Source organism: Sedimenticola hydrogenitrophicus (assembly GCF_025175675.1).
Taxonomy (GTDB): Bacteria; Pseudomonadota; Gammaproteobacteria; order Chromatiales; family Chromatiaceae; genus Sedimenticola; species Sedimenticola hydrogenitrophicus.
Map to the genome: position 1 here is coordinate 82,807 of NZ_JANIOA010000012.1, position 23,204 is coordinate 106,010.

Here is a 23,204-nt window from a genome sequence, read left to right on the forward strand (position 1 = left end):
GAGTGGCTTCGGCGGTCTGCCTCCCGCCTTCCAGGGTTGTGGATTCTGCTCACGATTCCCGGCCCTCGCTTTGCCGATCCATGCCGTTGTCGAGAAAATTCAGTGGGTAGGGCGGTTCCTGGCCAAGCTGTCGCGACAGCGTATTGATCTGGCGCTTGAGTTCAATCATGTCCAGCTCCCGCCCCACCGTGGCACGGTTGAAACGCTCCAGCTCTTCATTGCGCTGCGCCAGCTCCTCGGTCTGACGCTGCAGGGTTACCTCGAAATCCTTGCGCTCGGTGATGTCGCGTGAAACCCCGTACAGCCCCATGACTTCCCCGCGTTCATCGCGTAACGGGCCCTTGCCGGTGTGAAAAAAACGTTCGCTGCCAGCGACCGATATGACCTCTTCGAATATCCGGTGTACGCCTTCCGTCATCACCTGATGGTTGGCGGCGATCATCTGTTCGGCCTTCGCTGCCGGAAACAGCACCCTTTCGTCCTGGCCGAGCACCTCCTCGGCGGTCTTGCCGGTAAACTGCTGGGCGGCCCGGTTGAAGAGGATGAAACGGCCGTCCAGATCCAGGGCGAAGATCGCGTCCTCGGAGGCGTCGACGATGGCCCCCAGCAGCTTCAGTGCGTGCAGGCGATCCGTCTGGGCCTGGCGGGCGCTTTCGGCCCGTAGCAGTTGTTCGCGCTGGCGCAGCATCACCAGGCCGGCCCCGGCGACCAGCAGGGCGAGCAAGCCGGCCAGGCCGATCCAGAGGCTGCCCTCAATGGCCCCGTAGAGGAACTCGCTCCGGTCCACTTTGGCCAGCAGGAACCAGTCGGTCCCGGCGATCGCGCGCACCACGCCGATGGCCGGTTCGTCACGATAATCGAGCCCCTTCACCAGGGCACCCTGGCGTGCCTCGCCCCGCAGTACCTGCGCGGAGAGCAGTGCCAGGTTGCCCAGTGGCAGGCGGAAGTTCATCGCCGCGTCCGGGTGATGGCGCAGTTGGTTGAGGAACTGCACCTGGTCACCGTCGCGCCGGAACAGGACGGTATCGCCCGTGTCGCTGGGTATCGGCCAGGTCTGCAGGACCGGGTAGAGCCACTCCGCCAGATCGATGTGCAGCACCAGGCAGGGCGCGGGCTGGGCGATGACGAGCGGCACCACGAAATCCAGATGGGTGGTGCCGTCCGGGTGGCGATAGGGTCCGGCCTGGTGGATCTGCCGGTCCCGTCTGACCTGTTCCAGGGCCGTCAGCAGATCCGGGGCCGTCCGTTCCGGTACGGCGCCGGTGCCCAACAGGTAGCGGCCTTGCGGATCAAACAGCTCAATGGCGCTGAAGCCATGGCTGCCGCGCATCTGCTCCAGGCGTGCGCGCAGGGCGTCCCGGGCGCGCTGGTCATCCCGCTCCTGCCAGCGCTGGAACTGCTCGGTGAAGAAGCTGTTGGACTGTATCAGGGCCGCTTCTTTCTCTCGTTCCACACGCCAGTCCGAGATCTGTCGCGACTTGAGATCGGCAATCACCTGCAGTCGGGCAAGCGCTTTTTCCTGTTCATGCTGCACCATAAGGCTGATACCGGCACCGGCCAACAGGACGATCAGGCCGGCCAGCAGCAGGAACTGGAACAAGCTCCGCCCTCCCAGGTGGATGGGGGCGGATTCGTCGCTGGCGGCCAGTCGCCTCATCAATCCATAGAGCAGTAGTGAAGTGACCACCACAAACACCCAACCTTTCAGGGTGCTGGCCAGGGTGAGGTTGGCAGTATCCTGGAACAGCCACTCCAGCGTTTTGTCCGAGAGCAGGATCCAGAGGGCGGCAAAGATGGCGTAGACGAGAACTATATAGAGTATATATCCCCGGCTGATATGGCTTTTCCGTGCGCGCTCGCGGGTCATGGTCAGTGGTTGTCGGAATAGCGTTCGGCGATGGCGACGAAATCCTCATATCCCGCCAGGAAGTTGTCCACCATGTCCGGATCGAACTGGTTGCCGCGGCCTTTGGCGATGATCTCCCGGGCCTCCGGAAAGGGTATCGGCGGTTTATAGACCCGTCGGGAGATCAGGGCATCGAATACATCGGCGATGGTCATCAGCCGTGCCGATACCGGGATGGCGTCACCCGCCAGTCCGTCCGGATAGCCGCTGCCGTCCCAGTACTCGTGATGCCAGTGGGCGATCTCCTTGGCCAGGGTGAGAAATTTGACCGGTTTTTCCGCATCCCGCTCGGCCTGTTCCAGCGCCTCCGAACCCAGTTTGGCGTGGGTCTTCATGATCACCCACTCCTCCGGTGTCAGCTTGCCGGGTTTCTGCAGGATGTGATCAGGGATACCCACCTTGCCGATATCGTGCAGGGGCGCGGATTTTGCCATTGAGTCGATGATCGGGTCGTCCAGATAGACCGAGAAGCGGGGGTGATCCCGTAATCGTGTCGCCAGGGTGCGGACATAGTTTTGGGTGCGGTGCAGGTGATTACCGGTTTCCGGATCACGCGTCTCGGCGAGGCGGGCCAGGGCGTGGATGCTGACATTCTGCACCAGCAGGTTTTCGCTCATGCGCCGCTGGATTTCGGCCTCCAGCCAGGCATTTTGGTCGGACAGCCGGTCGCGCGCCTGCTTCAGTTCCAACTGCGTATGCACCCGGGCCAGCACGATGGGGGGCACGATCGGTTTGGCGATGTAGTCCACCGCACCCATCTCCAGCCCGCTCAGTTCCGCCTCGGTGCTGTCCATGGCGGTGATGAAGATGACCGGAATATCTCGGGTGAGCGGGTCGGCACGCAGCCGGGCGAACACCTCGTGGCCATCCATCTCCGGCATCATCACATCCAGCAGGACCAGGTCTGGACGAGGCGGGGTACCAGCAATGCGTAGCGCCTTCTCGCCCGAGGTGGCGGCGCGGACCCGGTAGCGGGGTTGCAGCAGTTCGCTGAGTACCGTGAGATTCTCCGGGGCGTCATCGACAATCAGGATGGTCTGGTCATTGGTTTTCGGCATCTCCACTCCCTGGCCTGTGGCCGTCGTGTTGTGTGAAAACAAAAACCACACCGAAATATATCGGCTGTTCCGGAATTAAATGTAGGTCTAAATCAGTGTACTTACAAATAAATTCCTTGGCTAACCCCCTGGCTTCGCCGGCGGATTCGTCAGGTTTGGCGTGTCCGCCGGTTGAGCGCCTCTGGATGAAGGATGGCAAATGGACTCTTGCCAAGACGCAAAGCACGCCAAGAAAAACAGATTCCTGCCTTTAACCTGGAAAAAGCCGTTGAACCACGAAATTTACAAAAAATGTAACTACTCGCTCGGTCGGTAAGTGATCGGTCTGCCTTGTTGGCCGATCTTGATGGCGCCTCGAATCCGGCCCCTTTTTCAGTTTCACGCCTGCCCTTGTTTGAGCGAAGCGAGTTTGGGCAGGCGCTGAAAATGGGGCCGGATTCGTGGAGGCGAGCCAGCACGTGAGGCCGGCAAGGCAGACCGATCACCCCGTGAGTAGTTACCAAAAAATACAAAAAGATAAAAGATTGTAGCTGAAGCCAGGCTCACCCAGAAGGTGAGCGTCGTATCGCAATTGTTCGGCCCGTGGCGGGCACCGCGGTCGCGGCGCCCGCACGGCAAGGCCTTTACAGGAACAGCTGCATGGCGATCATCATCACCACCAGGAACAGGATGGTCATGATGCCACCGGCGCGCATGAAGTCCGGCACCCGGTAACCGGCCGGTCCCATGATCAGGGCATTCACCTGGTGGGTAGGGATGAGGAACGAGTTGGAGGTGGCGATGGCCACGGTGAGGGCGAACACCGCCGGATCGGCCCCGGCGCCGATGGCGATATTGACCGCCAGTGGCACCAGCAGCACCGTGGCACCCACGTTGGACATCACCAAGGTAAAGAAGGTGGCGAGGATGGCGACCGCCGCCTGGATCACCCAGACAGGTTGCGCACCCACTACTTCGAGGGTCTGCTCGGCGATCCATTTGGCGGTGCCGGTGCTCTCCACCGCCAGTCCCAGCGGGATCAGCGAGGCGAGCAGAAACACGGTTTTCCAGCTCACCGCCTCGTAGGCCTCCTCGATGGAGAGTACCCCGGAGAGGATCATGCCGATCGCCCCGGTGAGCAGGGCCACGGAGAGACGGATATCGGTGAACAGCACCATGGAGAGGGCGATCAGGAAGAACAGGGCGGCCCAGCCCACCTTGTGCGGACGCAGCTCCTCGCGCGGATACTCGGTGGTGATCACCACGAAATTGCGGTCCTTCTCCAGGCGCGCCAGCGCCTCCCAGGTGGTGTGTACCACCAGGGTGTCGCCGGCGACAAACGGGATGTTGCGGATATCGTCACCCTCGCGCATGGTCTCGCCGTTGCGGTGCAGGGCGATCATGGCGATGCCGTAGACCTTGCGCATCCACACGTCGCGGGCGCTCTTGCCGATCAGCTTGGAACCGGGGGGGATCAGCACCTCGGCGATACCGGCCTTGGTGGCGGCCAGGGACTCGGTGAAGCTGCGCAGCTCATTGCGCTTCCTGAGACCGAAGGTCTCGACAAAGTGGTCGATATTGCGCGACTCGGCAATCACCCCCAGTACCATGCCATTTTCGATGGCGGTATCGCGGGCCAGGGTGCCGGGCCCGACCTGGCTCTCCTGGCCGGGGCGCTTGTTGGCGATGACCCGCACCTTGTACAGCGTCTCGATATCGTCCAGCTCCTTGCCTACCAGGGTGCTGCCGTCCGGCACCACCAGTTCGAACAGACTGAAGCTGACGCCGTAAAGATCGCGGAAGTATTGCATCGCCCCGGCCGCGGTGGTGCTGCTCTCGCTCTTGGTGGCGGGCAGCACGAAGCGCCCCGCGAGCACGAAATAGATCACCCCGGTGGCCACCAGCATCAGGCCGATGGGGGTGACGGAGAACAGACCCCAGGCTTGCATCTTCTGCGTCTCGGGCAGGGCGATGTTGGAGGTGTTGATCAGGTCATTGAGCAGGATCAGCGGTGACGACCCGACCATGGTCACGGTGCCGCCGAGGATGGCGCAGAAGCCCATGGGCATCAGCAGGCGCGACATGGGCAGGTCGGCGCGGGCGGAGATACGCGAGACCACCGGCAGGAACAGGGCGGCGGCGCCCACATTCTGCATGAACGAGGAGATGATGGCCACGGTGCTGGAGATGATGGGAATGATGCGTCCCTCGGTCTTGCCGCCGACCTTGAGGATGAAGGCGGCCACCTTGCTCATGATGCCGGTGCGGTCCAGCCCGGCGCCGATGATCATCACGGCGATGATGGAGATCACCGCGTTGGAACTGAAACCGTCGAACAGGTGCTGGGTATCCACCAGTCCGGCGTTCAAGCCCATCAGCGGGGCGGCCAGCGAGGTAAGGCCGAGCAGCACCATGATGACGATGGCGGCGACATCGACCCCCACTACTTCAAAGGCGAACAGATAGATGGTGAGCAGCAGCAGGGCGGTGACCCAGGCGATCTCGATCGTAGGGACATTCATGGCCAGCAGTACGCCACCGACCAGGAACAGCGCGGCGGGGATGATCTGTTTCAGCGACAGCAATAGTGGCTGGGGGGCTGTCTGCTCCTCGTCGGCCAGTGTGGTCATGTATACGCTCCCGAAAAAAAACCTTTCTATATTGATTTGTGCTGTCGGAAAATCTGATGCCGATGCCTGCGATCACGCTTTGCCGGGGGCCGGGTCAAGCCGGACGTGCGCACGGAGCAGAACCCGGTGCCGGGTGGTTTGACTCCGACAATTTTTCGTCCGGTCCCCGGGGGGATACCTGTCTGTACACAGCCGAACCCGACACGCGCTGTGAACACAGTCCGCCGGGTAGCCTGACGCTATAAGCTGTTGAGTGTTGGGCTTCTGGAACGAGTGATCAGCAGCAGCCGATGTTCCGATATGAAAAGATACTATAAAACATAAGGCCATTCTAATTTATTAAATTACGGGTAGCGCAAACCGCTGCTTATGAGGCAGCTCGGTTTTTCTTGCAGGGGAAATGGGTTAGAGCAGTGTGGTAGGTTGGGGTGAGGTACGAACCCCAACATCATGACGCACTCCCAAACAAACATCGTTGGGGTTCGCAGGCTCACCCCAACCTACGAGCTGTATTCTCCCGATCCTCCACCTGCCGGGTTGGACCGGAGGAGTGGTACAGGGATGTACCGATAACGGAGCCGAGGATGCAATGCACCGTTTACGGATCAAAGGACCAAAGGACGGAAATGAAGGTAAGCCATGGTATCTATTTGCGCACTTTGCGTTCTTCACGGTTGAATCGAGGAATTCAGGTTGACTCGTTCCCATGCTCCGAGACTGTGAAAGTATTCAGGCTGATCAACGTGGCAAAAAAATTGACCGCCTGAGACACCCGTAGAGAGGCGATCGCCATGTCGGGAAGGGTTTGGGTACCCCACTTTTCGCGTCATTTGGCAATTCTTTCACAGTCTCTCCGCGTGGGAATGCATACCAAGCTACAACAGCGTGGGCACAAAAAGCGTGCCCACCCTATCAAGCTCGTTCAGGGGAATAGACCCCATATCGGCACGTCTTCTGTGCCTAGGCGGATGGCTTAGAACAGGCCCGGTTTGTCCTGTTCCAGGTCGAGCAGATACTGCTTCACCCGGACACCGCCGCCGAAGCCGGTCAGGCTGCCGTCGGCGCCGATCACCCGATGACAGGGGATGACGATCGGCAGCGGGTTGCGCCCGTTGGCGGCGCCTACCGCGCGCATTGCCTTGGGCCGGCCGAGCTGTTGGGCGATGTCGGCATAACTGCGGGTCTCGCCGTAGGGGATCGAGCGCAGGGCGTTCAGAACGGCGAGTTGGAACGGTGTGCCGTGGGGACGCAACGGCAGATCGAAGGTGCTTCGGTCACCGGCGAAATACTCGGCGAGCTGCGCCCGGACCGTGGCGAAGGGCAGCGCATCCCGCCGCCAGTCCGCGCCCGGTTCGATGCGTCCCTTGCCCTCTGGAAAGCCGATCAGTTCGAGTCCATGTTCGTCCCCCGCCAGTAACAGGGGGCCGATGGGGCTGTCGTAGTAGTCGTATTTCATCTCAGGTTACCCATTGAGTTGTGCGGCGGCTCGCCACAGGTGCATGCCAGCATAGGCGCGCCAAGGTCGCCAGTCGGCGGAGCGTTCCAGCAGCGCGGCCGCATTGCGGTCACCGTACAGTTGCCGGGCCACCTTGAGTAGCACCAGGTCGGAGTGCAGGAAGGCGTCCGGATCGGACAAGACACGCAGGGCGATGTAGCCGGCGGTCCATTCGCCGATCCCCTTGATGGCGATCAGCGATTCACGCAGGCTGTCCGCCTCGACCCAGCGGCTCAGGTCAAGCGTGCCATCGGCCACCGCACCGGCCAGCTGGATAATGGCCCGTGCCCGGGCCTGCGGCATCGGCAAGTCGGATGGATCGGCCCGCATCAGCCGCTCCGGGGTGGGGAACGGGTGGACGCCGTCGACGCTGGTGCCCAGGCGCTCGGCGATGCGCCCCATCACCGTGGTGGCGCCGGCCACGGATATCTGTTGTCCCACGATCGCGCGCACCGCCAGCTCGAAACCGTCCCAGCCGCCGGGCACGCGGATGCCGGGGTGCTCGTATTGCAGGCGTTGCAACACGGGATCGCGTGACAGGGTTACGTCGATCTCCCGTGGATCGGCATTCAGATCGAACAGGATACGCAGCCGTTCCACCAGGCTGTAGAGCGCAGCCGTGGAGGGCAGGGTGAGGCGACAGACCAGGGCCTGTTCGGTGGGGTGGTCGTTGACCTCGATATGGCCGGCCTGGCCGTCCAGCGCGATATGCCGGTGCCAGGCCCCGTCGCTCACCCACTCCACGCCGGGAACGGCCCGTTTGGCCAGAAATGCCGCGATCGATTCCCAGCAGTAGGGGGCGCGGTAGGGCAGGCGGATAACCAGCGGGTCGCCGGCGGCCGGGCCGGTACCGGCCCGTAGCACTGAGGGCGGCCGGCCATAGACCTGGCGAAAATGGTCGTTGAAGCGACGCACACTGCCGTAACCGGTCGCCATGGCCACCTCGGTCATGGAGAGGCCGGTCTCGTCGATCAGCTTTTTGGCGAACTGCAGGCGCCGGGTCTGGGCGACGGCGAGGGGCGAGGCGCCGAGGTGGCGCTGGAACAGGCGGCCGAGATGCCGGCTGGTGATCCCCAGCCGGTCGGCCAGGGCAGTGACCGAGGATTGGTCGAGCGCCCCCTCATGGATCAGCCGCAACGCCCGGGTGACGGTGGTGGAGGTACCGTGCCAGGCCGGTGTGCCCGGTGCCGCTTCGGGCCGGCAGCGCAGGCAGGGGCGGAAACCCGCCTCCGCGGCGGCCGCGGCGGAGCGGAAAAAGGTGATGTTCTCCGCCTTCGGCAGCCGGGCGGGGCAGATGGGGCGGCAATAGATGCCGGTGCTTTTCACTCCGACATAGAAGCGTCCGTCGAAGCGGGGGTCCCGGGTCTGCCGTGCCTGTTCGCATGTGGTGAGGTCCAACTCCATTGCCGCCGCCTGTCTTGCCTGTTTCGCTCATCATAGGGCAGCGATCGGGGCGGTGCTAGCCGGAATCGGACCTCTATTCCGGGGTGGCCGGCGAGTAAAGTGGACCGCTTCGATGACAGCAATTCTAAATTTGACGAGGCTTATCCTCAGCATCTCTCGGCAAGGATTCATTTTTGGCCGCGAGGAGTGGTGCAAGAGGAGTGGTACAGGGATGTACCGTTTACGGAGCCGAGGATGTCATGCACCGTTTACGGACCTAAGGATGGAATGAACGCAAATGAACGCGAATAAATTTACCATAATCCCCTCTGGTGGTTTGGTGGTTGGCAGATGGGTGGGGCATTACGGACGAATTAATTGACCCGGGCATAATGGCTGGGCGGGACCCTGGAGAACCACGGATGACACAGATTCACACAGATAGGAGATCAGAATTCTGAATCCGTGTTTATCCGTGTGAATCCGTGGTTCCTTATTAACCGGGTAATGCGCTTTCAGGGGGCTCCGGCGGTCCACCGGCCATGTCACCGGACGGCTACCGCGCCGGTGCGCTCCGGCACTCCTGGAAGATGTGATGCTCACAGCCCGCGCAGATCGATTTATCCAGCTTATGATAGATGGCGTGGATGGCGGCATTCTTCGACTGGAAGATATTGCGGTCGCCGATCACTTCCAGATCGCCACCCCGTTCCAGCGAGTCCCACAACCGCTCCTTGACGTTGATCAGGTAGAGCTTTCCACCCGCGTCCTTGCGACGTTGCGCCTCCTCGACCAGGGCGTGTCCGCCCTGCAGATCGACAAAGTTGATGCCGCTGGCGATGATGGCCAGGTGCTTCTTCTCCGGGTGATTGGCACGGATGCGATCGAACCGCTCCTGCAGGTGATTGACCGAGCCGAAGAACAGGGAGCCGTCGATACGGATGATCTTCAGCTGCTTGCACTCCGGCAGGTCGGGATCGCTGGAGAAGGCGTGTTTGTAAAGGCGGTGGTCGGGCACCCGGGTAACGATATTGGGCTTGGAGACCCGCTCCAGGTAGAGCACCAGGGAAAGCAGCACCCCGGCGAAGATGGCGAATTCCAGTTCCAGGAACATGGCGCTCAACAGGGTCACCAGCAGCACCGCGCTTTCGCGCTTGGAAGACTTCAGGACATGACTGATCTCCTTGAAGTCGATCAGGCCCCAGGCCACCAGGAACAGGATACCGGCCATGGCCGCCTTCGGCAGATAGGCGGCATAGGGGGCCACCAGCAGCACGATCACCATCAGCAGCAGGGCGGCAAAGATGGCCGCCAGGGGCGTCCTGGCGCCGGCCTGATAATTCAGCCCACTGCGGTTGAACGAGCCGGTGGCCACGTAACCGGAGAAGAAGGCGCCGGCGATATTGGACAGCCCCTGGCCGATGAACTCCTGATTGCCGTTGATGCGATAACCGCCCCGGGCAGCGATGGAGCGGCCGATGGAGACCGCCTCGGTCAGCGCGAACAGGGTCACCGCCAGGGCGGTGGGGGCCAGGTCCTTGACGTTCTGGAACGAAAGTTCCGGCGCCGACAGCGGCGGCAGGGTGGCCGGCAGGGCGCCGACGGTCGGTATATGGGTAATCGATGGCCCGAACCAGGTATCCAGCAACAGCGACACCAGGGTGCCGGTGAGCATGGCGGCGATCATGTAGGGGATGCGCGGCAGCCAGCGCTTGAAGGCGATACCGGAGAGCAGGGTGATCAGGGCGATGCCGGTCACCCAGGGATTGATCTCCGGGAAATGCCGCGAGAAGTTGAACAGAATCTCATGCAGATGGCCGCCACTGTCCATTTCGACGCCGAAAAAGTGTTTCAGCTGTTTGGCGGAAATCAGCACCGCGGCGCCCGCGGTGAAGCCGATGATGACCGAGTGGGAGATGAAGTTGACCAGCGCGCCCATGCGCGCCAGGCCCAGGGCCAGCTCAAACACGCCCACCATGAAGGTGAGGGTGAGGGCGAGGGTGATGTAATCGGCACTGCCCGGTGTGGCATAGACCGACAGGGCGGAGAACAGCACCACCGAGGCGGCGGTGGTGGGTCCCGAAACCAGGTGTTTCGAGGAGCCGAACAGGGCGGCGATGATCGCCGGCACCATGCCCGCGTAGAGCCCGTATTCCGGTGGCATGCCGGCGATGGTGGCGAAGGCCACGCCTTGCGGCAGGACGACGATGGCGCCGGTGAGGGCGGCAAGCAGGTCGGCGCGCAGGTCGCGCTTGTCGATATTGGGAAGCCAGTGGGTGAACGGAAGCAGGAAGCTCCAGGCGGGTTGCAGTGCCGTAATACGCATCTAATCTTTGTGATTACCTCGTGTCCAAGCGAAATGTGAGACTACCCTGCAGGGTAAATCGACCAACTGCCGGGCGCGCCGTGGCTATCGCGGTCGTTTCCGGAGTGAATGGGATTCACCAGCGGGACAGGCGGTATGCCGGGCAGATTGGGGCGTTAAGTTGTTGATTCTTCAGCATCCAGAACGGATTAGGGCTCGCTGATGTTTCGCTGCCTACCATACTATAATCAATAAGACTTTTCTAATTTATTAATGTTACTGTCAGGTTAACCTGGAGCTTATACTTGGGAGCCTGCCCGAATCGATTACTCCGCTGAAACGCTGCGCTTGTAGAGCGCCTCGGCAAGCGCCAGCAGTTCCGCCTCGCTCATCTCCGGGTACAGGGTGCGGGCCACCTGCATGCCGATCTCCAACTGGCCGTCGCGGCACAGCCCCGAGATGGCGGCCTGTTCCAGCGCTTCGAGAATGGTGGCGGTTTTCTTGTCCATAGATGTGGTCAGTTCAGGTATCCCGGGTTGGATTGTATCACCCGGTTTGCCTCCTGATGAAAATCGCTGCTCGGTAGAGTGGGCGCGCTTTTTGTGCCCACGCGGAGGGTGCGGCGCGGGGTAAAACGTGGGCACAGGCAACGTACTCCACTATGCGACTGGGTATGCATTCACAGTCTCGGAGCGTGGGAACGAGGAAAGTAGCGCCTGCGGACGGGACTGCACTCGGGATTGGGGATATCTGTAGGAGGCCCGCCCCCGGGCCGAAATCGCGGCGGGGCGCCGCTCCTCCGGAGGGCGGAACGATACCCGGGCTTGGTGGATAAGCCCGAGGGGCGCATCCACCTTGGGTATACTTTCCCACGCAGAGCGTGGGAACGAGGAGCGGTTGCAAAGTGACGATTTTGTGGACTATTTGCAGGGCTGGTAGGGGCAGGCCCCCGTGCCTGCCTGGGTCACTGGTACGGTGAACACAAGGGCAACCACGGGGGTTGCCCCTACGGGATGGCGAATTTTCTGGTGGGACGGTAGGGGCCGGTCAATCCAGTACATAGGGCGCCCCGTGGGCGCCGTTATCGGCGTCTGAACCTTGGTGGATCGCCGCCGCGGTGGCCCGTGCTACTTTTTCGAATCGATTACCAGCTGTGCACAGCGCGCAATTTCCAGCTCTTCGTTGGTGGGGACCACCAGCAGTTTGACCCTGGAATCGGCCGTGTGCAGGGGCAGGGTGTTGCCTGTCGTTGCCTGATCTTCAACGGCGACCTCGATGCCCAGCCCCTCCAAACCGCCGCAGATCTGCCGCCGCAGCGCGCCGTCATGCTCGCCGATGCCGCCGGTGAAGAGGATCGCGTCGACCCGTCCCAGGGCGGCGTAGTAACTGCCGATGCTCTTCTTCACCCGGTAGGCGAACATGGCCCGGGCGAGCTGCGCCTGGGCGTCGCCGCGCGCGGCCTTGTCGGCCACCTCGCGCATATCACTGGAACCACAGACCCCCTTGAGCCCGCTCTCCCGGTTCAGCAGCCGCTCCAGCTGCTGCGCGGTCATGCTGCTCTCGCGCAGCAGATAGAAGTGCAGCGCCGGGTCGATATCGCCGCAGCGGGTGCCCATCATCAGCCCCTCCAGGGGCGTCATACCCATGCTGGTGTCGATGCAGTGCCCGGCCTGGATGGCACTGGCGCTACAGCCGTTGCCCAGGTGCAGGGTGATCAGGTTGAGGCTCTCCAGCGGCTGCTCCAGATATTCCGCCGCCTGCTTGGCGACGAAGTGGTGCGAGGTGCCGTGAAAGCCGTAGCGGCGCACCCGGTAGTTGCGATAGAGCCGTTCCGGCAACGCGTAGTGGTAGGCGTGGGCCGGCATGGTCTGGTGGAAGGCGGTGTCGAAAACCGCTACCTGGGGGACCGATGGACAGAGCGCCAGCGTCACCTCGATCCCCTCCAGGTTGGCCGGATTGTGCAGCGGCGCCAGCGGGATCATGTCACGGATCGCGTCGATGACCGCGCTGTCGATCAATACCGGCTGGCTGAAGCGTTCGCCGCCATGCACCACCCGGTGGCCGATGGCATCCAGCTGATCCAGGGAAGTGAGAACGCCCCGGGCACCGAGTTGTTCCACCACCTGCTCCAGCGCCTGGTGATGACTGGCGGTCTGGCAGGCGAACTCATACGTCTGGTGTTGCCCGGTGGCGTCCAGCCACTGCAGCTGATGCCGGCTCCGCGGCTCACCGATGCGCTCCAGCAGTCCGCTGGCCAGGGCGGGTTGCCGCTGCATATCGAACAGCTGGTATTTGATGGAAGAGCTGCCCGCGTTGATCACCAGTATGCTCACGCCGTCTCCTCCCGCGGATCGTTCCGGGGATCGTTCTCCTGGGCCTGGATGGCGGTGATGGCCACGGTGTTGACGATATCGGTCACGCTGCAGCCGCGGCTCAGGTCGTTCACCGGCTTGTTCAGCCCCTGGATCACCGGGCCGATGGCCACCGCGTTGGCCGAGCGCTGCACCGCCTTGTAGGTGTTGTTGCCGGTGTTGAGGTCGGGAAAGATGAACACCGTGGCCCGGCCGGCCACCTCGCTCTCCGGCATCTTGGTGCGGGCCACCTCGGGATCGATAGCGGCATCGTACTGGATCGGTCCCTCCAGTTTCAGGTCCGGGCGCAGGCGGCGCGCGATGGTCACCGCCTCGCGCACCGACTCCACATCATCCCCCTTGCCGGAGATGCCGGTGGAGTAGGAGAGCATGGCGACCCGCGGCTCGATGCCGAACATGGCCGCAGTGGCGGCCGAGCTGATGGCGATATCGGCCAGTTGGGCGGCATTGGGATTGGGATTGATGGCACAGTCACCGTACACCAGCACCTTGTCCTCCAGGCACATGAAGAAGACGCTGGAGACCAGCAAACGGCCGGGCTTGGTGCGGATGATCTCGAACGCCGGGCGGATGGTGTGCTGGGTGGTGTGGGCGGCCCCGGAGACCATGCCGTCGGCATAGCCGTGGTGGATCATCATGGTGCCGAAGTAGCTGACATCGGCCATGGCGTCATAGGCCATCTGCTCGGAGATCCCCTTGTGCTTACGCAGTCGGTAGTAGGTGTCGGCAAAGGTGCGGCGCCAGGGCGAGGTCTGGGGGTCGATCATCCTCACCCCGTTGAGATTGAGCCCCAGCTGACTGATGCGCTGGCGGATCTTCTCTTCCGAGCCGAGCAGGGTGATATCCACCACCTCGCGCAGCAGCAGGATCTCCGCCGCCCGCAGGATGCGCTCGTCGAAGCCCTCCGGCAGCACGATGTGCTTGCGCACCGACTTGGCGCGCTGGATCATCTCGTATTCGAACATCAGCGGGGTCTTGCGCCGGGTCTGGCTGAGCGAGATCCGTGCCTTCAGCTCCTCTCCGTTGATGTATTTCTCCACAATGCCCAGCGCGGCGGCGATCTTGCGCTCGTCCGCGGGCAGGATGCTGCCCTCCACCTCGTTCACCCGCAGGGCGGTGGTGAAGGTGTCCCAGGGGGCGCTGAGGATGGCGACGCGGGATTTGCTCAGTCCCTCCAGCAGGCGGGTTACCTGCGGCGCTGGCCTCAGCCCGCCGGTCAGCAGCAGGCCGGCGATCTTCGGGTAGCTGCTGGAGGCGTCCGCCGCCAGGCTGGTGAGGATGATGTCGGCGCGGTCACCCGGGGTGATGATGAGACTGTCTTCCTGGATATTGTCGAGGAAGTTCGGCACTTCCATGGCGGCCACCTTGTAGTGACTCACCTCGTGGTTGAGGGACTCCTGATCGCCGTTCAGGCAGGTGATATTGAGCGAACGGGCAATCTCGCCGACGGTCGGTTTCTCCAGGGTGCGGTGTTCCGGCAGCACATAGAACGGCAGGGTCGGTATTGCCGAGACGGTCAGCTCGGCGATCACCTGGTCGATGTTCGCCGGATCCACCCGATTGACGATGGCCGCCAGCAGATCGCAGCCGCGGTTGTTCAGGGACTCCTCCAGCACCCGCACCGCGTCCACCGTCTCATGGGCGGAGCGGCCGTAGCCCTTGATCACCGGCATCAGCAGGCAGCCCAGGTTGTTGGCCAAGTCGGCGTTGAAATCCAGCTCCATGGCCGAGGTGACATCGGAAAAGTCGGTGCCGGCGCAGACCACCATCTCGACCTGCTGCTCCAGGGCCTTGTACTTGGCCATGATCTGTTTCAGCAACTCGGCGTAGCGCCCCTCCGCCAGCAGATTGCGCGCCGTCTCGTCGGTACAGCCATATAACGAGGAGACGGGCAGGTCGATGCCGTAGCGTTGGGTGATCAGGTGGGTGAGATCGTCGCTGCCGCCGTTCTCCGGGATGATCGGGCGAAAGAAGCCGACCCGCTTGGTCAGGGCGGTGAGCATCTCCATCATGCCCAGGACCACGACCGATTTACCGCTGCCGGGTTCCGCTCCGGCGATATAGATGCTTCTTAACATGGTTGCTCAGGCTGCTGATTCGGGTGCCCGCGTTGTGCGGCGCAACATCGGGAAAGAATAAGGAGTTTCCGGCAAGAATACCATCCCTTTGCGAATTTCCCAGGTATCCGGAAGTAAAGCCTGAACCGCGATTATCGCCAAGGAGCGCCAAGGAAAAGCAAGGAGCTGTATTGTGGAATGGATTAACAATCCGATACCGTAACTACTCACTGGGTAAGGATGTAGGGTGGATAAGCCGGTAGGCGCATGCCATCCTCAGGTCCGTAAACGGTACATCCATGTACCACTCCTCACCAATGCTCACGGGGTGATTGGCCTACCTTGCCGGCCTCACGTGATGGCTGGATCAAGATCGGCCAACAAGGCAGACCAATCACTTGCAGACCGGGTGAGTAGTTACCCGATACCAATCAATCGTCTTCACGTCCTTTATGGTTGATGCTAAGGGAACGGGGTCGCCTTGTGCTTTAATAGACTGAAAACAATACGACCACCAACACAGGGGTATCCGATGCGACCCATCCAGGAAATTGCCGAGCGGCTCGACCTGACCGCCGCCGATCTGATGACCTACGGCGAGTACATGGCCAAGCTCCGGCTCCCGGTGCTGCGGCAGAATGCCGACCGGCCGGCCGGCCGGATCATCCTGGTCTCGGCCATCAATCCCACCCGTGCCGGCGAGGGCAAGACCACGGTCTCCATCGGACTGGCCCAGGGCATGCAGCGGCTGGGCGCACGGGTGGCGCTGGCGCTCCGGGAGCCTTCCCTGGGGCCGATCTTCGGCATCAAGGGGGGCGGTGCCGGTGGCGGCCGTTGTCAGTTGGAGCCGTCGACCCGCATCAACATGCACTTTACCGGCGACATGCACGCCATCGGCGCCGCCCACAATCTGCTGGCGGCCCTGGTGGACAACGCGGTGCATTTTCGCAGCGAACTGGACCTGGAACACCGCCAGGTGTTCTGGCGCCGGGTGCTGGATGTGAACGACCGGGCGCTGCGTCAGGCGGTGATCGGGCTGGGCGGCCGCCTCAACGGAGTGCCGCGGGAGACCGGTTTCGATATCACCGCCGCCTCCGAGGTGATGGGCATCCTCTGCCTGGCCGAGGACCTGGCCGATCTGAAACGGCGTCTCGGTAATATCCTGGTGGGATTCGACCGCGCGGGGGCACCGGTCACCGCCGGCCGGCTGAAGGCCACCGGGGCCATGGCGGCCCTGCTGCACGATGCCATCCTGCCCAACCTGGTGCAATCCAGCGAGGGGGTGCCGGCGCTGGTGCACGGCGGACCGTTCGGCAACATCGCCCACGGCTGCAACAGCGTGATCGCCACCAAGAGCGCCGCGGCCCGCGCCGAATACGTGGTCACCGAGGCCGGGTTCGGATTCGACCTGGGGGCGGAAAAGTTTTTCGATCTCAAGTGCCGCAGTGCCGGCATCTGGCCCAGTGCCGTGGTGCTGGTGGTGACGGTGCGCGCCCTGCGCACCCACGGCGGCGGCAATCCCGACACCGGCGGGACGGTGGAGGAGATCCGCGCCGGCATGGAGCACCTCTATCACCACGTGGAGAGCGTGCAGGCGTTCGGCTTCGAACCGGTGATCACCATCAACCGGTTTGCCGGTGACCGCGAGGCGGACCTGGCCGCCATCGAGGCCGGTTGCCGGGAGCACGGCCTGAATGTGGCCCGGTTTGACGGTTTTGAGCGGGGCGGTACCGGCGGGGAGTCGCTGGCCGACGCGGTGATCCAGGCCGCCGCCCGGCCGCGACCGCCGGCGCGCTTCCTGTATGCGTTGGACGAGTCCCCGGAACGCAAAATCCTGGCCGTGGCCAGCACCATCTATGGCGCCAGTGAGGTGGTATACAGCCGCGCGGCGTTGAAGGACCTGGAACGGATTCGCACCCTGGGTTATGAACAACTGCCCATCTGTATCGCCAAGACCCACCTCTCCCTGAGCAGCGACCCGGCCCGGGTGGGGCACCAGGACGGATTTGAACTACCGGTGGAGTCGGTGCGGATCTGCGCCGGAGTCGGCTATCTGCTGGCCCTCACCGGTGACATCGTCACCATGCCGGGGCTCTCCGCCACCCCGGCGGCGCAGCGCATCGACCTCTCCGACGACGGTGAGGTGCTGGGGGTGTGATGATCAATCCCGCCGCAGCTTGTCCGACAGGGCGATCGGCGTGGGGTACTTGAACAGCACCCGGTAGGTGGAGACCAGGAAGGTGAGCAGGGTGGCGAGCTGGATCAGATAGGAGGCCTGCAGGCCGATCAGTTGGCTCTCCCAGGCGAGTACCGCCAGCAGCAGGGAAAATTCGCTCATCTGCCCCAGGCGGGCGCCCACCTCGGCCGAACGCGCCTGCTCCTCCCCCACCATACGCAACAGCCGGCCGAAGATGACCGGTTTCAGCAGCAGCATGAGCGCGGCAATCAGCAGGGCGGGGAGGATCACGTCGTCCAGCATCCCCAAATCGAACCCGGCGCCCAGTGAGAAGAAGAACAGCACCAGGAAGAAGTCACGCAGGGGTTTGAGATTCTCAGAGATGAACAACGACACCGGGCTGGTGGCCAGGGAAACGCCGGCGATGAAGGCGCCGATCTCATGCGAGAGGCCGAGTGCGGTGGCGGCCTCGGCGAGGCCGAGGCACCAGCCGATGGTGATCAGGAAGATGTACTCCTTGATGGTGTCGAACCGCTTCATCAGGGGATAGAAGACAAACTTCACGAACACCACCGAGACGCCGATCAGCAGGGGTAGGGCCAGTCCCAGCTTGAGGATCTCCATCAGCGGGGACTCGTTACCGCCGCCACCCTTGATCACCAGCAGCAACACGATGGCGATCAGATCCTGGAACAGCAGGATGCTGATCACCAGTTCGCCGGTGTGCTGGTGATGCAACACCGTGGTGGGCAGCAGTTTCAGGCCGATGATGGTGCTGGAGAACATCATTGCCGCGCCGACGATCAGCGACTCCTGCAGGCTGAAGCCAAACAGCCAGGCGACCAGCCCGCCGCACAGGGCGAACAGGGCGGAGCTGAGCAGGGTGACGGTGGTGGTCTTTTTCAGCAACAGCAGCAGCTCCCGGGGGTTCAACTCCAGCCCCATCAGGAACAGCAGGAACATGATGCCGATATTGGACATCTCCCGTACCAGTTCGCTGTCGTTCACCAGCCCGGCGGCGGAGGGGCCCAGCAGCACCCCCAGCAGGATGTAGGAGATCAGCAACGCCTGGCGCGCATAGAGCGCCAGGGTGGCGAACAGCGCGGCACCGGAGAAGATCAGAAAAATGGTAAAGAGTATCGGGTGTTCTGTCATGCAAACAGATCGCTCAGTCCGGTTGAGATTGACGGGTCCTTACTGAATGGCACGTACTTAGGGGACCCCTGTCCTGACATTCGGCTCCTTACTCTCCCTGCAGCTCCTTCAGCCGGGTACGGTAGGTCTCCTCGTCGATCTCGCCCTGGGCATATTTCTGCTGCAGTATCTTGATATGTTGCTCCGCCCACGCTTCGGGCGAACCGACCGATCGATTCAGCCACCAGCGCAGGAGCAGGATTCCGGGAACGATAAACGCCAACCCGGTTACGGCCGTGATAAGTTGATCTTGTAACATGGGTTCTGGCCCCGGAGGTGGATTATTCGATCTGCGACCGGGCCATTATACACAAAGCCGTCGGCTGTTGGTCAGCCGGGATAACCCGGAATAACCCTGGTAAGAAACGGTTTGTCATTCCGTTTTTTTCAGCTAAAGGTATGGGGAAAGGGGACTGCCGTGGTGACTCATGGGTGATGATATGTTTGTAGTCGATGATCCAGTACTGGCCTTGATTGTCCGTTTTGTCGTGCGGGACAGCGATCTCGATGTGATGGATGAGGATTTCCTGCAGCGTCAGGTGGAGACCATGAAACGGTATCTCGCGCGCTATCCTGAGGGGGAGCGGCGGGAGCGGACGATCGAGTGGATAGCCGAATATGCCGCCGAGTACCGCGCCCAGTGGCAGCAGCAGGTGGCTGTACAGGAGGCCGGTCAGACCCGCTGCCGGGACTGCCCGATGAACACCTTTGGTGAGGCGAGTTATTGCCAGATCCACCACCAGTGGTTGAATCTGCTCAAGCGCTATGCACGGAATGAGTTGCGTTCCACAGAGTACGTGGAGCTGGCCCTGCGCCTGCTGCGGGAACACAAGGAGGAGCTGAAGCTGCGCAAGCAGCACGAAGCCGAGGAGCTGCGACAGCTCAGGGCCTATCGCGACGGGAGGAACCGACCGCTGTAGCGCTACCCCGGGTAGCTTGTAGGATGCGGTGAGTGAAACGAACCGCATCAGATAGCTTGCACCGTTTCCAGTGCTGGGTGGTGCGGTTCGCAAGCTCACCGGCACCCTACATTAGAATCGCGGCCGCTGTAGCGCGGCCCCGGGTAACGATACCGGCTTAGGCGGGGTGATTTTGGGGGTGCATCCATTCGCCGCAAAACCCTATAATCCCGGTACACAGATTTGGCAGTATCCGGGAATCGACATGCATATCCACTCGCTCGAACAGTGGCGCCACGGCCACAACTTCAATATCGATACCTCGGAAGGGGAACGCCGCACCCGGTTGGTGGTGCTGCTGACGGCGGTCATGATGGTGGTGGAGATCGCCGCCGGTTACCTGTTCGGCTCCATGGCCCTGCTGGCGGACGGCTGGCATATGGGCACCCATGTGGCGGCGCTGGCCATCTCGCTGTTCGCCTACCGCTATGCCCGGCTGAATGTGGACAACCCGCGTTTCAGTTTCGGCACCGGCAAGGTCACCGCGCTGGGCGGTTTCGCCAGCGCCATTACCCTGGCGATGGTGGCCTTGCTGATGGGGGTGGAGTCGGTCGAGCGCCTGGTCGCACCCCAGACCATCCACTTTGACCAGGCGATCCTGGTGGCGGTGCTGGGGCTGGCCGTCAATCTGCTCAGCGCCTGGTTGTTGCATGGCGGCTCGGTCGCGCACCACCACCACCACCATGATGACCAGCCCCACGGGCACCATCATCACCACGACCAGAATCTGCGCGCCGCCTATCTGCATGTCATTGCCGATGCCCTTACCTCGGTGCTGGCCATCATTGCCCTGATTGCCGGCAAGTATTTTGACTGGATCTGGATGGATGCCCTGATGGGCATAGTCGGTGCCGTGCTGATCACCCGCTGGAGTGTCGGCCTGCTGCAGGAGACCAGTGGCGTGCTGCTCGATTCGGTGCCCAGTGAGGAGCTGGGCCGACGCATCACCGAGGCGATCGAGGAGGATTCGGACAACCGCATTGTCGATCTGCATATCTGGCAGCTGGGGCCGAAGAGCTTTGGCGTCATCATCTCCCTGGTGACCCATGAACCCAGGGATCCCGAGCACTATAAGGCGCTGATCCGGCATATCCGCACGCTGGGGCATGTCACCATCGAGGTGACCGGCTGCGAGGGCGAGCGCTGCGCCATGCCGCCGCGGCGCTAATCGCGAGTGCAACACTGGGACTCAATGCAATCTCCTGTTGACAAATTGCTGAAGAAACACCGCGAGCTGGTCCAGTCAGATGGCCGCATGGTGGCGTCCCACGTGCAACGGGAACAGGGTGAGTGGATCATCAATACCCTGATGATCGCAGGGCAGTCGGTGCCATTCATCTATAAACGCAGACGACGCTACAAATCATTGCAGGGGCAGCGCGTCAACATCACCTACTACCCGACCGTGGATGCGGTGGCCGGGATCGAATTTGAGGTGATGAAGGTGGTGCGAATCCGGGTGGCCTGAGTCGGCACGGCCGCGCGGGCTGTTCATCGGCCGCCCGAGCGGTTACGCTTCAAGGATTAACGGTTACATGTGAAATCAATGGACAACGAGAGCAAAACCTATCTCACCCTGAACGGGACGCGACTGGAATGCCAGTGGTTTGGCCAACCCGACGGGGACCGGCCGGTGCTGGTACTGCTGCATGAGGGGCTGGGCTGTGTCGACATGTGGCGGGATTTTCCCCGCCGGCTGGCGCAGCAGACCGGGCTTGCCGTGTTCGTCTACAGCCGCCAGGGCTATGGCGGTTCCGATCCGTTCGCGCATCCGCTGGATGTCGATTTCATGCACCGGGAGGGGATGGATATCCTGCCCGCGGTGCTGGATGCGGCGGGGATCGGCCAGGCCTTCCTGGTCGGCCACAGCGACGGCGCCTCCATCTCCCTGATTTATGCCGGCGAGCGCACCGACCCGCGCGACCCGCGTATACTGGGGCTGGTGCTGCTGGCTCCTCATCTGTTCGTCGAGGAGGAGACCCTGCACGGTATTCGTCAGGCCAAGCAGGATTACGACAGCGGCAGCCTGGCCGAGCGGCTGCGTCGCTACCATTTGGATCACACCGAGAGCACTTTCCGTCACTGGTCGGGGATCTGGCTGGATCCCCGCTTCGAATCCTGGAATATCGAGGCCAGCCTGCCCGGTATTGAAGTGCCGCTGCTGGCGGTGATGGGGGAGGATGACCAGTACGGCACCCTGGCGCAGATACATACCCTGGCCGAGCGGCTGCCGCAATGGACCGAACTGGCCATTCTGAAGGATTGCGGCCACTCCCCCCATCTTGAACAGCCGGAGCGGACACTGGAGCTGGTTTGTGACTTTCTCGAAAAACAGCGCTGAACAGGGTGTTGCCCAGGTGACTCCGCCGGGAGGATTCCAGTTGAAAAAAACGATCGTTGCAAAAATCCACCTGTAGGAGGCCCGCCCCCGGGCCGAAATCGCGGCGGGGCGCCGCTCCTACAAGCGCGATTCTGAACTTCACCAGCGGAGCATTGCAGAAAGCCGTGCAACATGTCTGTATCATTCGACAGATAACGGCTAAACCACTCATTGGGCATAATTAATGCAACTATTGGCAAACTGCCGGGCCATCTTACTTGCAACGCCCCTGGTCCTGGCCGGTTGCAGCGCCGATGAACATGACCATCCCGATCTGGTCAGCGGTAAGCAACTCTATGAACATCACTGCGCGCCCTGCCACAAGGCGGATGGTTCGGGGATATTTCTGAAGGGGGCGCCGGCCAATCGGGAAACCGACCTCTCGGTCTGGCAGATTATCCACAAGGTGCAGCAGGGTACGGGTGAGAAGAGCGGCATGCCCAGTTTCGAGAAAATGCCGCAACAGGAGGCGGCGAAGATTGCCGTCTATCTGAAGCAGCTGGGCAAGGAGTAGTCGAAAGACAACAGGGCCCGGTCTGGCGACCGAGCCCTGTGTGGGTGGATCAGGCCACCTCCACCTTGCTGTCGATGACATTGGAAGCGCGTTTCTGGATCTCGATCCGGCGCGGCTTCATCTCCTCCGGTATCTCCCTGACCAGTTTCACTTCGAGCATGCCGTCCTGAATGGTGGCACTCTCAACCCGAATGTGGTCCGCGAGCTGGAAATTGCGTTCAAAGCTGCGATTGGCGATACCGCGATGCAGGAAGGTCCGGTTGGACTGTGCTTCCTCGGCTTTCTGGCCGGAAACGTGCAGCATGTTCTGCCGGACTTCGATCTCCAGATCATCGGGGGTGAAACCGGCGACCGCCATGGTAATGGTGTAGTGATCCTCATCCATCAGCTCGATGTTGTAGGGCGGGTAACCGCCGCTGACGTTGGAGTTGTGGATGGTCTCCAGGGTGTTGGCCAGCCGGTCAAAGCCGATGGCGCTGCGAAACAGGGGTGAAAGATCATAAGCTCTCATGGTCATATCCTCATTTTTCAAGCGATATTTTCAAACAGGTGTGTTCGATTGAACCACACGATTTCGTGAATCCTTGCGGCATCCACTTGACTATGAGTTAGGGATGGTGCTTGGGGATTTCAAGCGTCGTCATGGAGATTTTTTACCACCGGTTCCGGCTTTGAACCGGGTAGGCATTGATCCGCCGATTCGGTAGGGGCAACCCCCTGTGGTTGCCCGTATCGCCGTGGCGATTACGCGGTTCGGGCAGGCACGGGAGCCTGCCCCTGCGAGTGGCCGGTTGAC

Annotated in this window: 18 protein-coding genes; 6 read left to right on the forward strand and 12 right to left on the reverse strand. The window is 62.1% G+C overall.

The genetic code is table 11. The annotated features are described in order from the left end of the window. Window positions 1-49: 49 nt before the first annotated feature. The 9 genes from NPX02_RS08730 to pta form a co-directional block, all read right to left on the reverse strand. Window positions 50-1,867: a PAS domain-containing protein gene (locus NPX02_RS08730; RefSeq protein WP_260293130.1), complete on the reverse strand. Its 1,818-nt coding sequence runs from the start codon at window positions 1,865-1,867 to the stop codon at window positions 50-52. A gap of 2 nt (window positions 1,868-1,869) precedes the next feature. Continuing rightward, the gene (locus NPX02_RS08735; RefSeq protein WP_260293131.1) at window positions 1,870-2,964 is read right to left on the reverse strand and encodes a response regulator; all 1,095 of its coding nucleotides are present in this window, start codon (window positions 2,962-2,964) and stop codon (window positions 1,870-1,872) included. Window positions 2,965-3,587: 623 nt separating this feature from the next. Next, entirely contained in the window at window positions 3,588-5,573 is a 1,986-nt protein-coding gene (locus NPX02_RS08740) for an SLC13 family permease (protein WP_260293132.1), read from the reverse strand. 973 nt (window positions 5,574-6,546) lie between these two features. Next, on the reverse strand, window positions 6,547-7,029 hold the full coding sequence (locus NPX02_RS08745) for a methylated-DNA--[protein]-cysteine S-methyltransferase (protein ID WP_260293133.1): 483 nt from the start codon (window positions 7,027-7,029) through the stop codon (window positions 6,547-6,549). 6 nt (window positions 7,030-7,035) lie between these two features. Beyond that, window positions 7,036-8,472 carry a DNA-3-methyladenine glycosylase 2 family protein gene (locus tag NPX02_RS08750; RefSeq protein ID WP_260293134.1) on the reverse strand — a complete coding sequence of 479 codons (1,437 nt, stop codon included), beginning with the start codon at window positions 8,470-8,472 and terminating at the stop codon, window positions 7,036-7,038. Window positions 8,473-9,007: 535 nt separating this feature from the next. Then, window positions 9,008-10,777 (reverse strand): SulP family inorganic anion transporter, encoded by a 1,770-nt coding sequence (locus NPX02_RS08755; RefSeq protein WP_260293135.1) that lies wholly within the window; start codon window positions 10,775-10,777, stop codon window positions 9,008-9,010. Window positions 10,778-11,082: 305 nt separating this feature from the next. Then, window positions 11,083-11,265, reverse strand: coding sequence for a hypothetical protein (locus tag NPX02_RS08760; protein ID WP_260293137.1), 183 nt, complete (start codon window positions 11,263-11,265; stop codon window positions 11,083-11,085). Between the two features lie 618 nt (window positions 11,266-11,883). Beyond that, window positions 11,884-13,089: an acetate/propionate family kinase gene (locus NPX02_RS08765; protein WP_260293138.1), complete on the reverse strand. Its 1,206-nt coding sequence runs from the start codon at window positions 13,087-13,089 to the stop codon at window positions 11,884-11,886. Next, a complete protein-coding gene (gene pta / locus NPX02_RS08770) occupies window positions 13,086-15,206 on the reverse strand; it encodes a phosphate acetyltransferase (protein WP_260293140.1) in 2,121 nt (706 codons plus the stop codon). Before pta ends, NPX02_RS08765 begins: the two co-directional genes overlap by 4 nt. A gap of 511 nt (window positions 15,207-15,717) precedes the next feature. Here pta and NPX02_RS08775 point away from each other — a divergent pair. Continuing rightward, window positions 15,718-17,343 carry a formate--tetrahydrofolate ligase gene (locus tag NPX02_RS08775; RefSeq protein ID WP_260293141.1) on the forward strand — a complete coding sequence of 542 codons (1,626 nt, stop codon included), beginning with the start codon at window positions 15,718-15,720 and terminating at the stop codon, window positions 17,341-17,343. Window positions 17,344-17,346: 3 nt separating this feature from the next. On the opposite strand, the gene NPX02_RS08780 is transcribed toward NPX02_RS08775, so the two are convergent. Continuing rightward, on the reverse strand, window positions 17,347-18,516 hold the full coding sequence (locus NPX02_RS08780) for a cation:proton antiporter domain-containing protein (protein WP_260293142.1): 1,170 nt from the start codon (window positions 18,514-18,516) through the stop codon (window positions 17,347-17,349). Window positions 18,517-18,604: 88 nt separating this feature from the next. Next, window positions 18,605-18,814 (reverse strand): SHOCT domain-containing protein, encoded by a 210-nt coding sequence (locus NPX02_RS08785; protein ID WP_260293143.1) that lies wholly within the window; start codon window positions 18,812-18,814, stop codon window positions 18,605-18,607. A 181-nt stretch (window positions 18,815-18,995) separates the two neighbouring features. Here NPX02_RS08785 and NPX02_RS08790 point away from each other — a divergent pair, with 181 nt between their 5' ends. The 5 genes from NPX02_RS08790 to NPX02_RS08810 all read left to right on the forward strand — a co-directional run bounded on the left by NPX02_RS08790 (window position 18,996) and on the right by NPX02_RS08810 (window position 22,408). Then, entirely contained in the window at window positions 18,996-19,475 is a 480-nt protein-coding gene (locus NPX02_RS08790) for a hypothetical protein (protein ID WP_260293144.1), read from the forward strand. 244 nt (window positions 19,476-19,719) lie between these two features. Continuing rightward, window positions 19,720-20,682 (forward strand): CDF family Co(II)/Ni(II) efflux transporter DmeF, encoded by a 963-nt coding sequence (dmeF, locus tag NPX02_RS08795; protein WP_260293145.1) that lies wholly within the window; start codon window positions 19,720-19,722, stop codon window positions 20,680-20,682. 24 nt (window positions 20,683-20,706) lie between these two features. After that, window positions 20,707-20,982: a hypothetical protein gene (locus tag NPX02_RS08800; RefSeq protein WP_260293146.1), complete on the forward strand. Its 276-nt coding sequence runs from the start codon at window positions 20,707-20,709 to the stop codon at window positions 20,980-20,982. A 78-nt stretch (window positions 20,983-21,060) separates the two neighbouring features. After that, window positions 21,061-21,855 (forward strand): alpha/beta fold hydrolase, encoded by a 795-nt coding sequence (locus tag NPX02_RS08805; RefSeq protein ID WP_260293147.1) that lies wholly within the window; start codon window positions 21,061-21,063, stop codon window positions 21,853-21,855. 223 nt (window positions 21,856-22,078) lie between these two features. After that, window positions 22,079-22,408: a c-type cytochrome gene (locus NPX02_RS08810; RefSeq protein ID WP_260293148.1), complete on the forward strand. Its 330-nt coding sequence runs from the start codon at window positions 22,079-22,081 to the stop codon at window positions 22,406-22,408. Between the two features lie 49 nt (window positions 22,409-22,457). On the opposite strand, the gene NPX02_RS08815 is transcribed toward NPX02_RS08810, so the two are convergent. Beyond that, window positions 22,458-22,919 (reverse strand): Hsp20 family protein, encoded by a 462-nt coding sequence (locus NPX02_RS08815; protein WP_260293149.1) that lies wholly within the window; start codon window positions 22,917-22,919, stop codon window positions 22,458-22,460. Window positions 22,920-23,204 lie beyond the last annotated feature (285 nt).

Coding starts and splice junctions, on each gene's coding strand:
- NPX02_RS08730 (WP_260293130.1), bottom strand. CDS start 1,867: ATGACCCGCGAGCGCGCACGGAAAAGCCATATCAGCCGGGGATATATA.
- NPX02_RS08735 (WP_260293131.1), bottom strand. CDS start 2,964: ATGCCGAAAACCAATGACCAGACCATCCTGATTGTCGATGACGCCCCG.
- NPX02_RS08740 (WP_260293132.1), bottom strand. CDS start 5,573: ATGACCACACTGGCCGACGAGGAGCAGACAGCCCCCCAGCCACTATTG.
- NPX02_RS08745 (WP_260293133.1), bottom strand. CDS start 7,029: ATGAAATACGACTACTACGACAGCCCCATCGGCCCCCTGTTACTGGCG.
- NPX02_RS08750 (WP_260293134.1), bottom strand. CDS start 8,472: ATGGAGTTGGACCTCACCACATGCGAACAGGCACGGCAGACCCGGGAC.
- NPX02_RS08755 (WP_260293135.1), bottom strand. CDS start 10,777: ATGCGTATTACGGCACTGCAACCCGCCTGGAGCTTCCTGCTTCCGTTC.
- NPX02_RS08760 (WP_260293137.1), bottom strand. CDS start 11,265: ATGGACAAGAAAACCGCCACCATTCTCGAAGCGCTGGAACAGGCCGCC.
- pta (WP_260293140.1), bottom strand. CDS start 15,206: ATGTTAAGAAGCATCTATATCGCCGGAGCGGAACCCGGCAGCGGTAAA.
- NPX02_RS08775 (WP_260293141.1), top strand. CDS start 15,718: ATGCGACCCATCCAGGAAATTGCCGAGCGGCTCGACCTGACCGCCGCC.
- NPX02_RS08780 (WP_260293142.1), bottom strand. CDS start 18,516: ATGACAGAACACCCGATACTCTTTACCATTTTTCTGATCTTCTCCGGT.
- NPX02_RS08785 (WP_260293143.1), bottom strand. CDS start 18,814: ATGTTACAAGATCAACTTATCACGGCCGTAACCGGGTTGGCGTTTATC.
- NPX02_RS08790 (WP_260293144.1), top strand. CDS start 18,996: ATGTTTGTAGTCGATGATCCAGTACTGGCCTTGATTGTCCGTTTTGTC.
- dmeF (WP_260293145.1), top strand. CDS start 19,720: ATGCATATCCACTCGCTCGAACAGTGGCGCCACGGCCACAACTTCAAT.
- NPX02_RS08800 (WP_260293146.1), top strand. CDS start 20,707: ATGCAATCTCCTGTTGACAAATTGCTGAAGAAACACCGCGAGCTGGTC.
- NPX02_RS08805 (WP_260293147.1), top strand. CDS start 21,061: ATGGACAACGAGAGCAAAACCTATCTCACCCTGAACGGGACGCGACTG.
- NPX02_RS08810 (WP_260293148.1), top strand. CDS start 22,079: ATGCAACTATTGGCAAACTGCCGGGCCATCTTACTTGCAACGCCCCTG.
- NPX02_RS08815 (WP_260293149.1), bottom strand. CDS start 22,919: ATGAGAGCTTATGATCTTTCACCCCTGTTTCGCAGCGCCATCGGCTTT.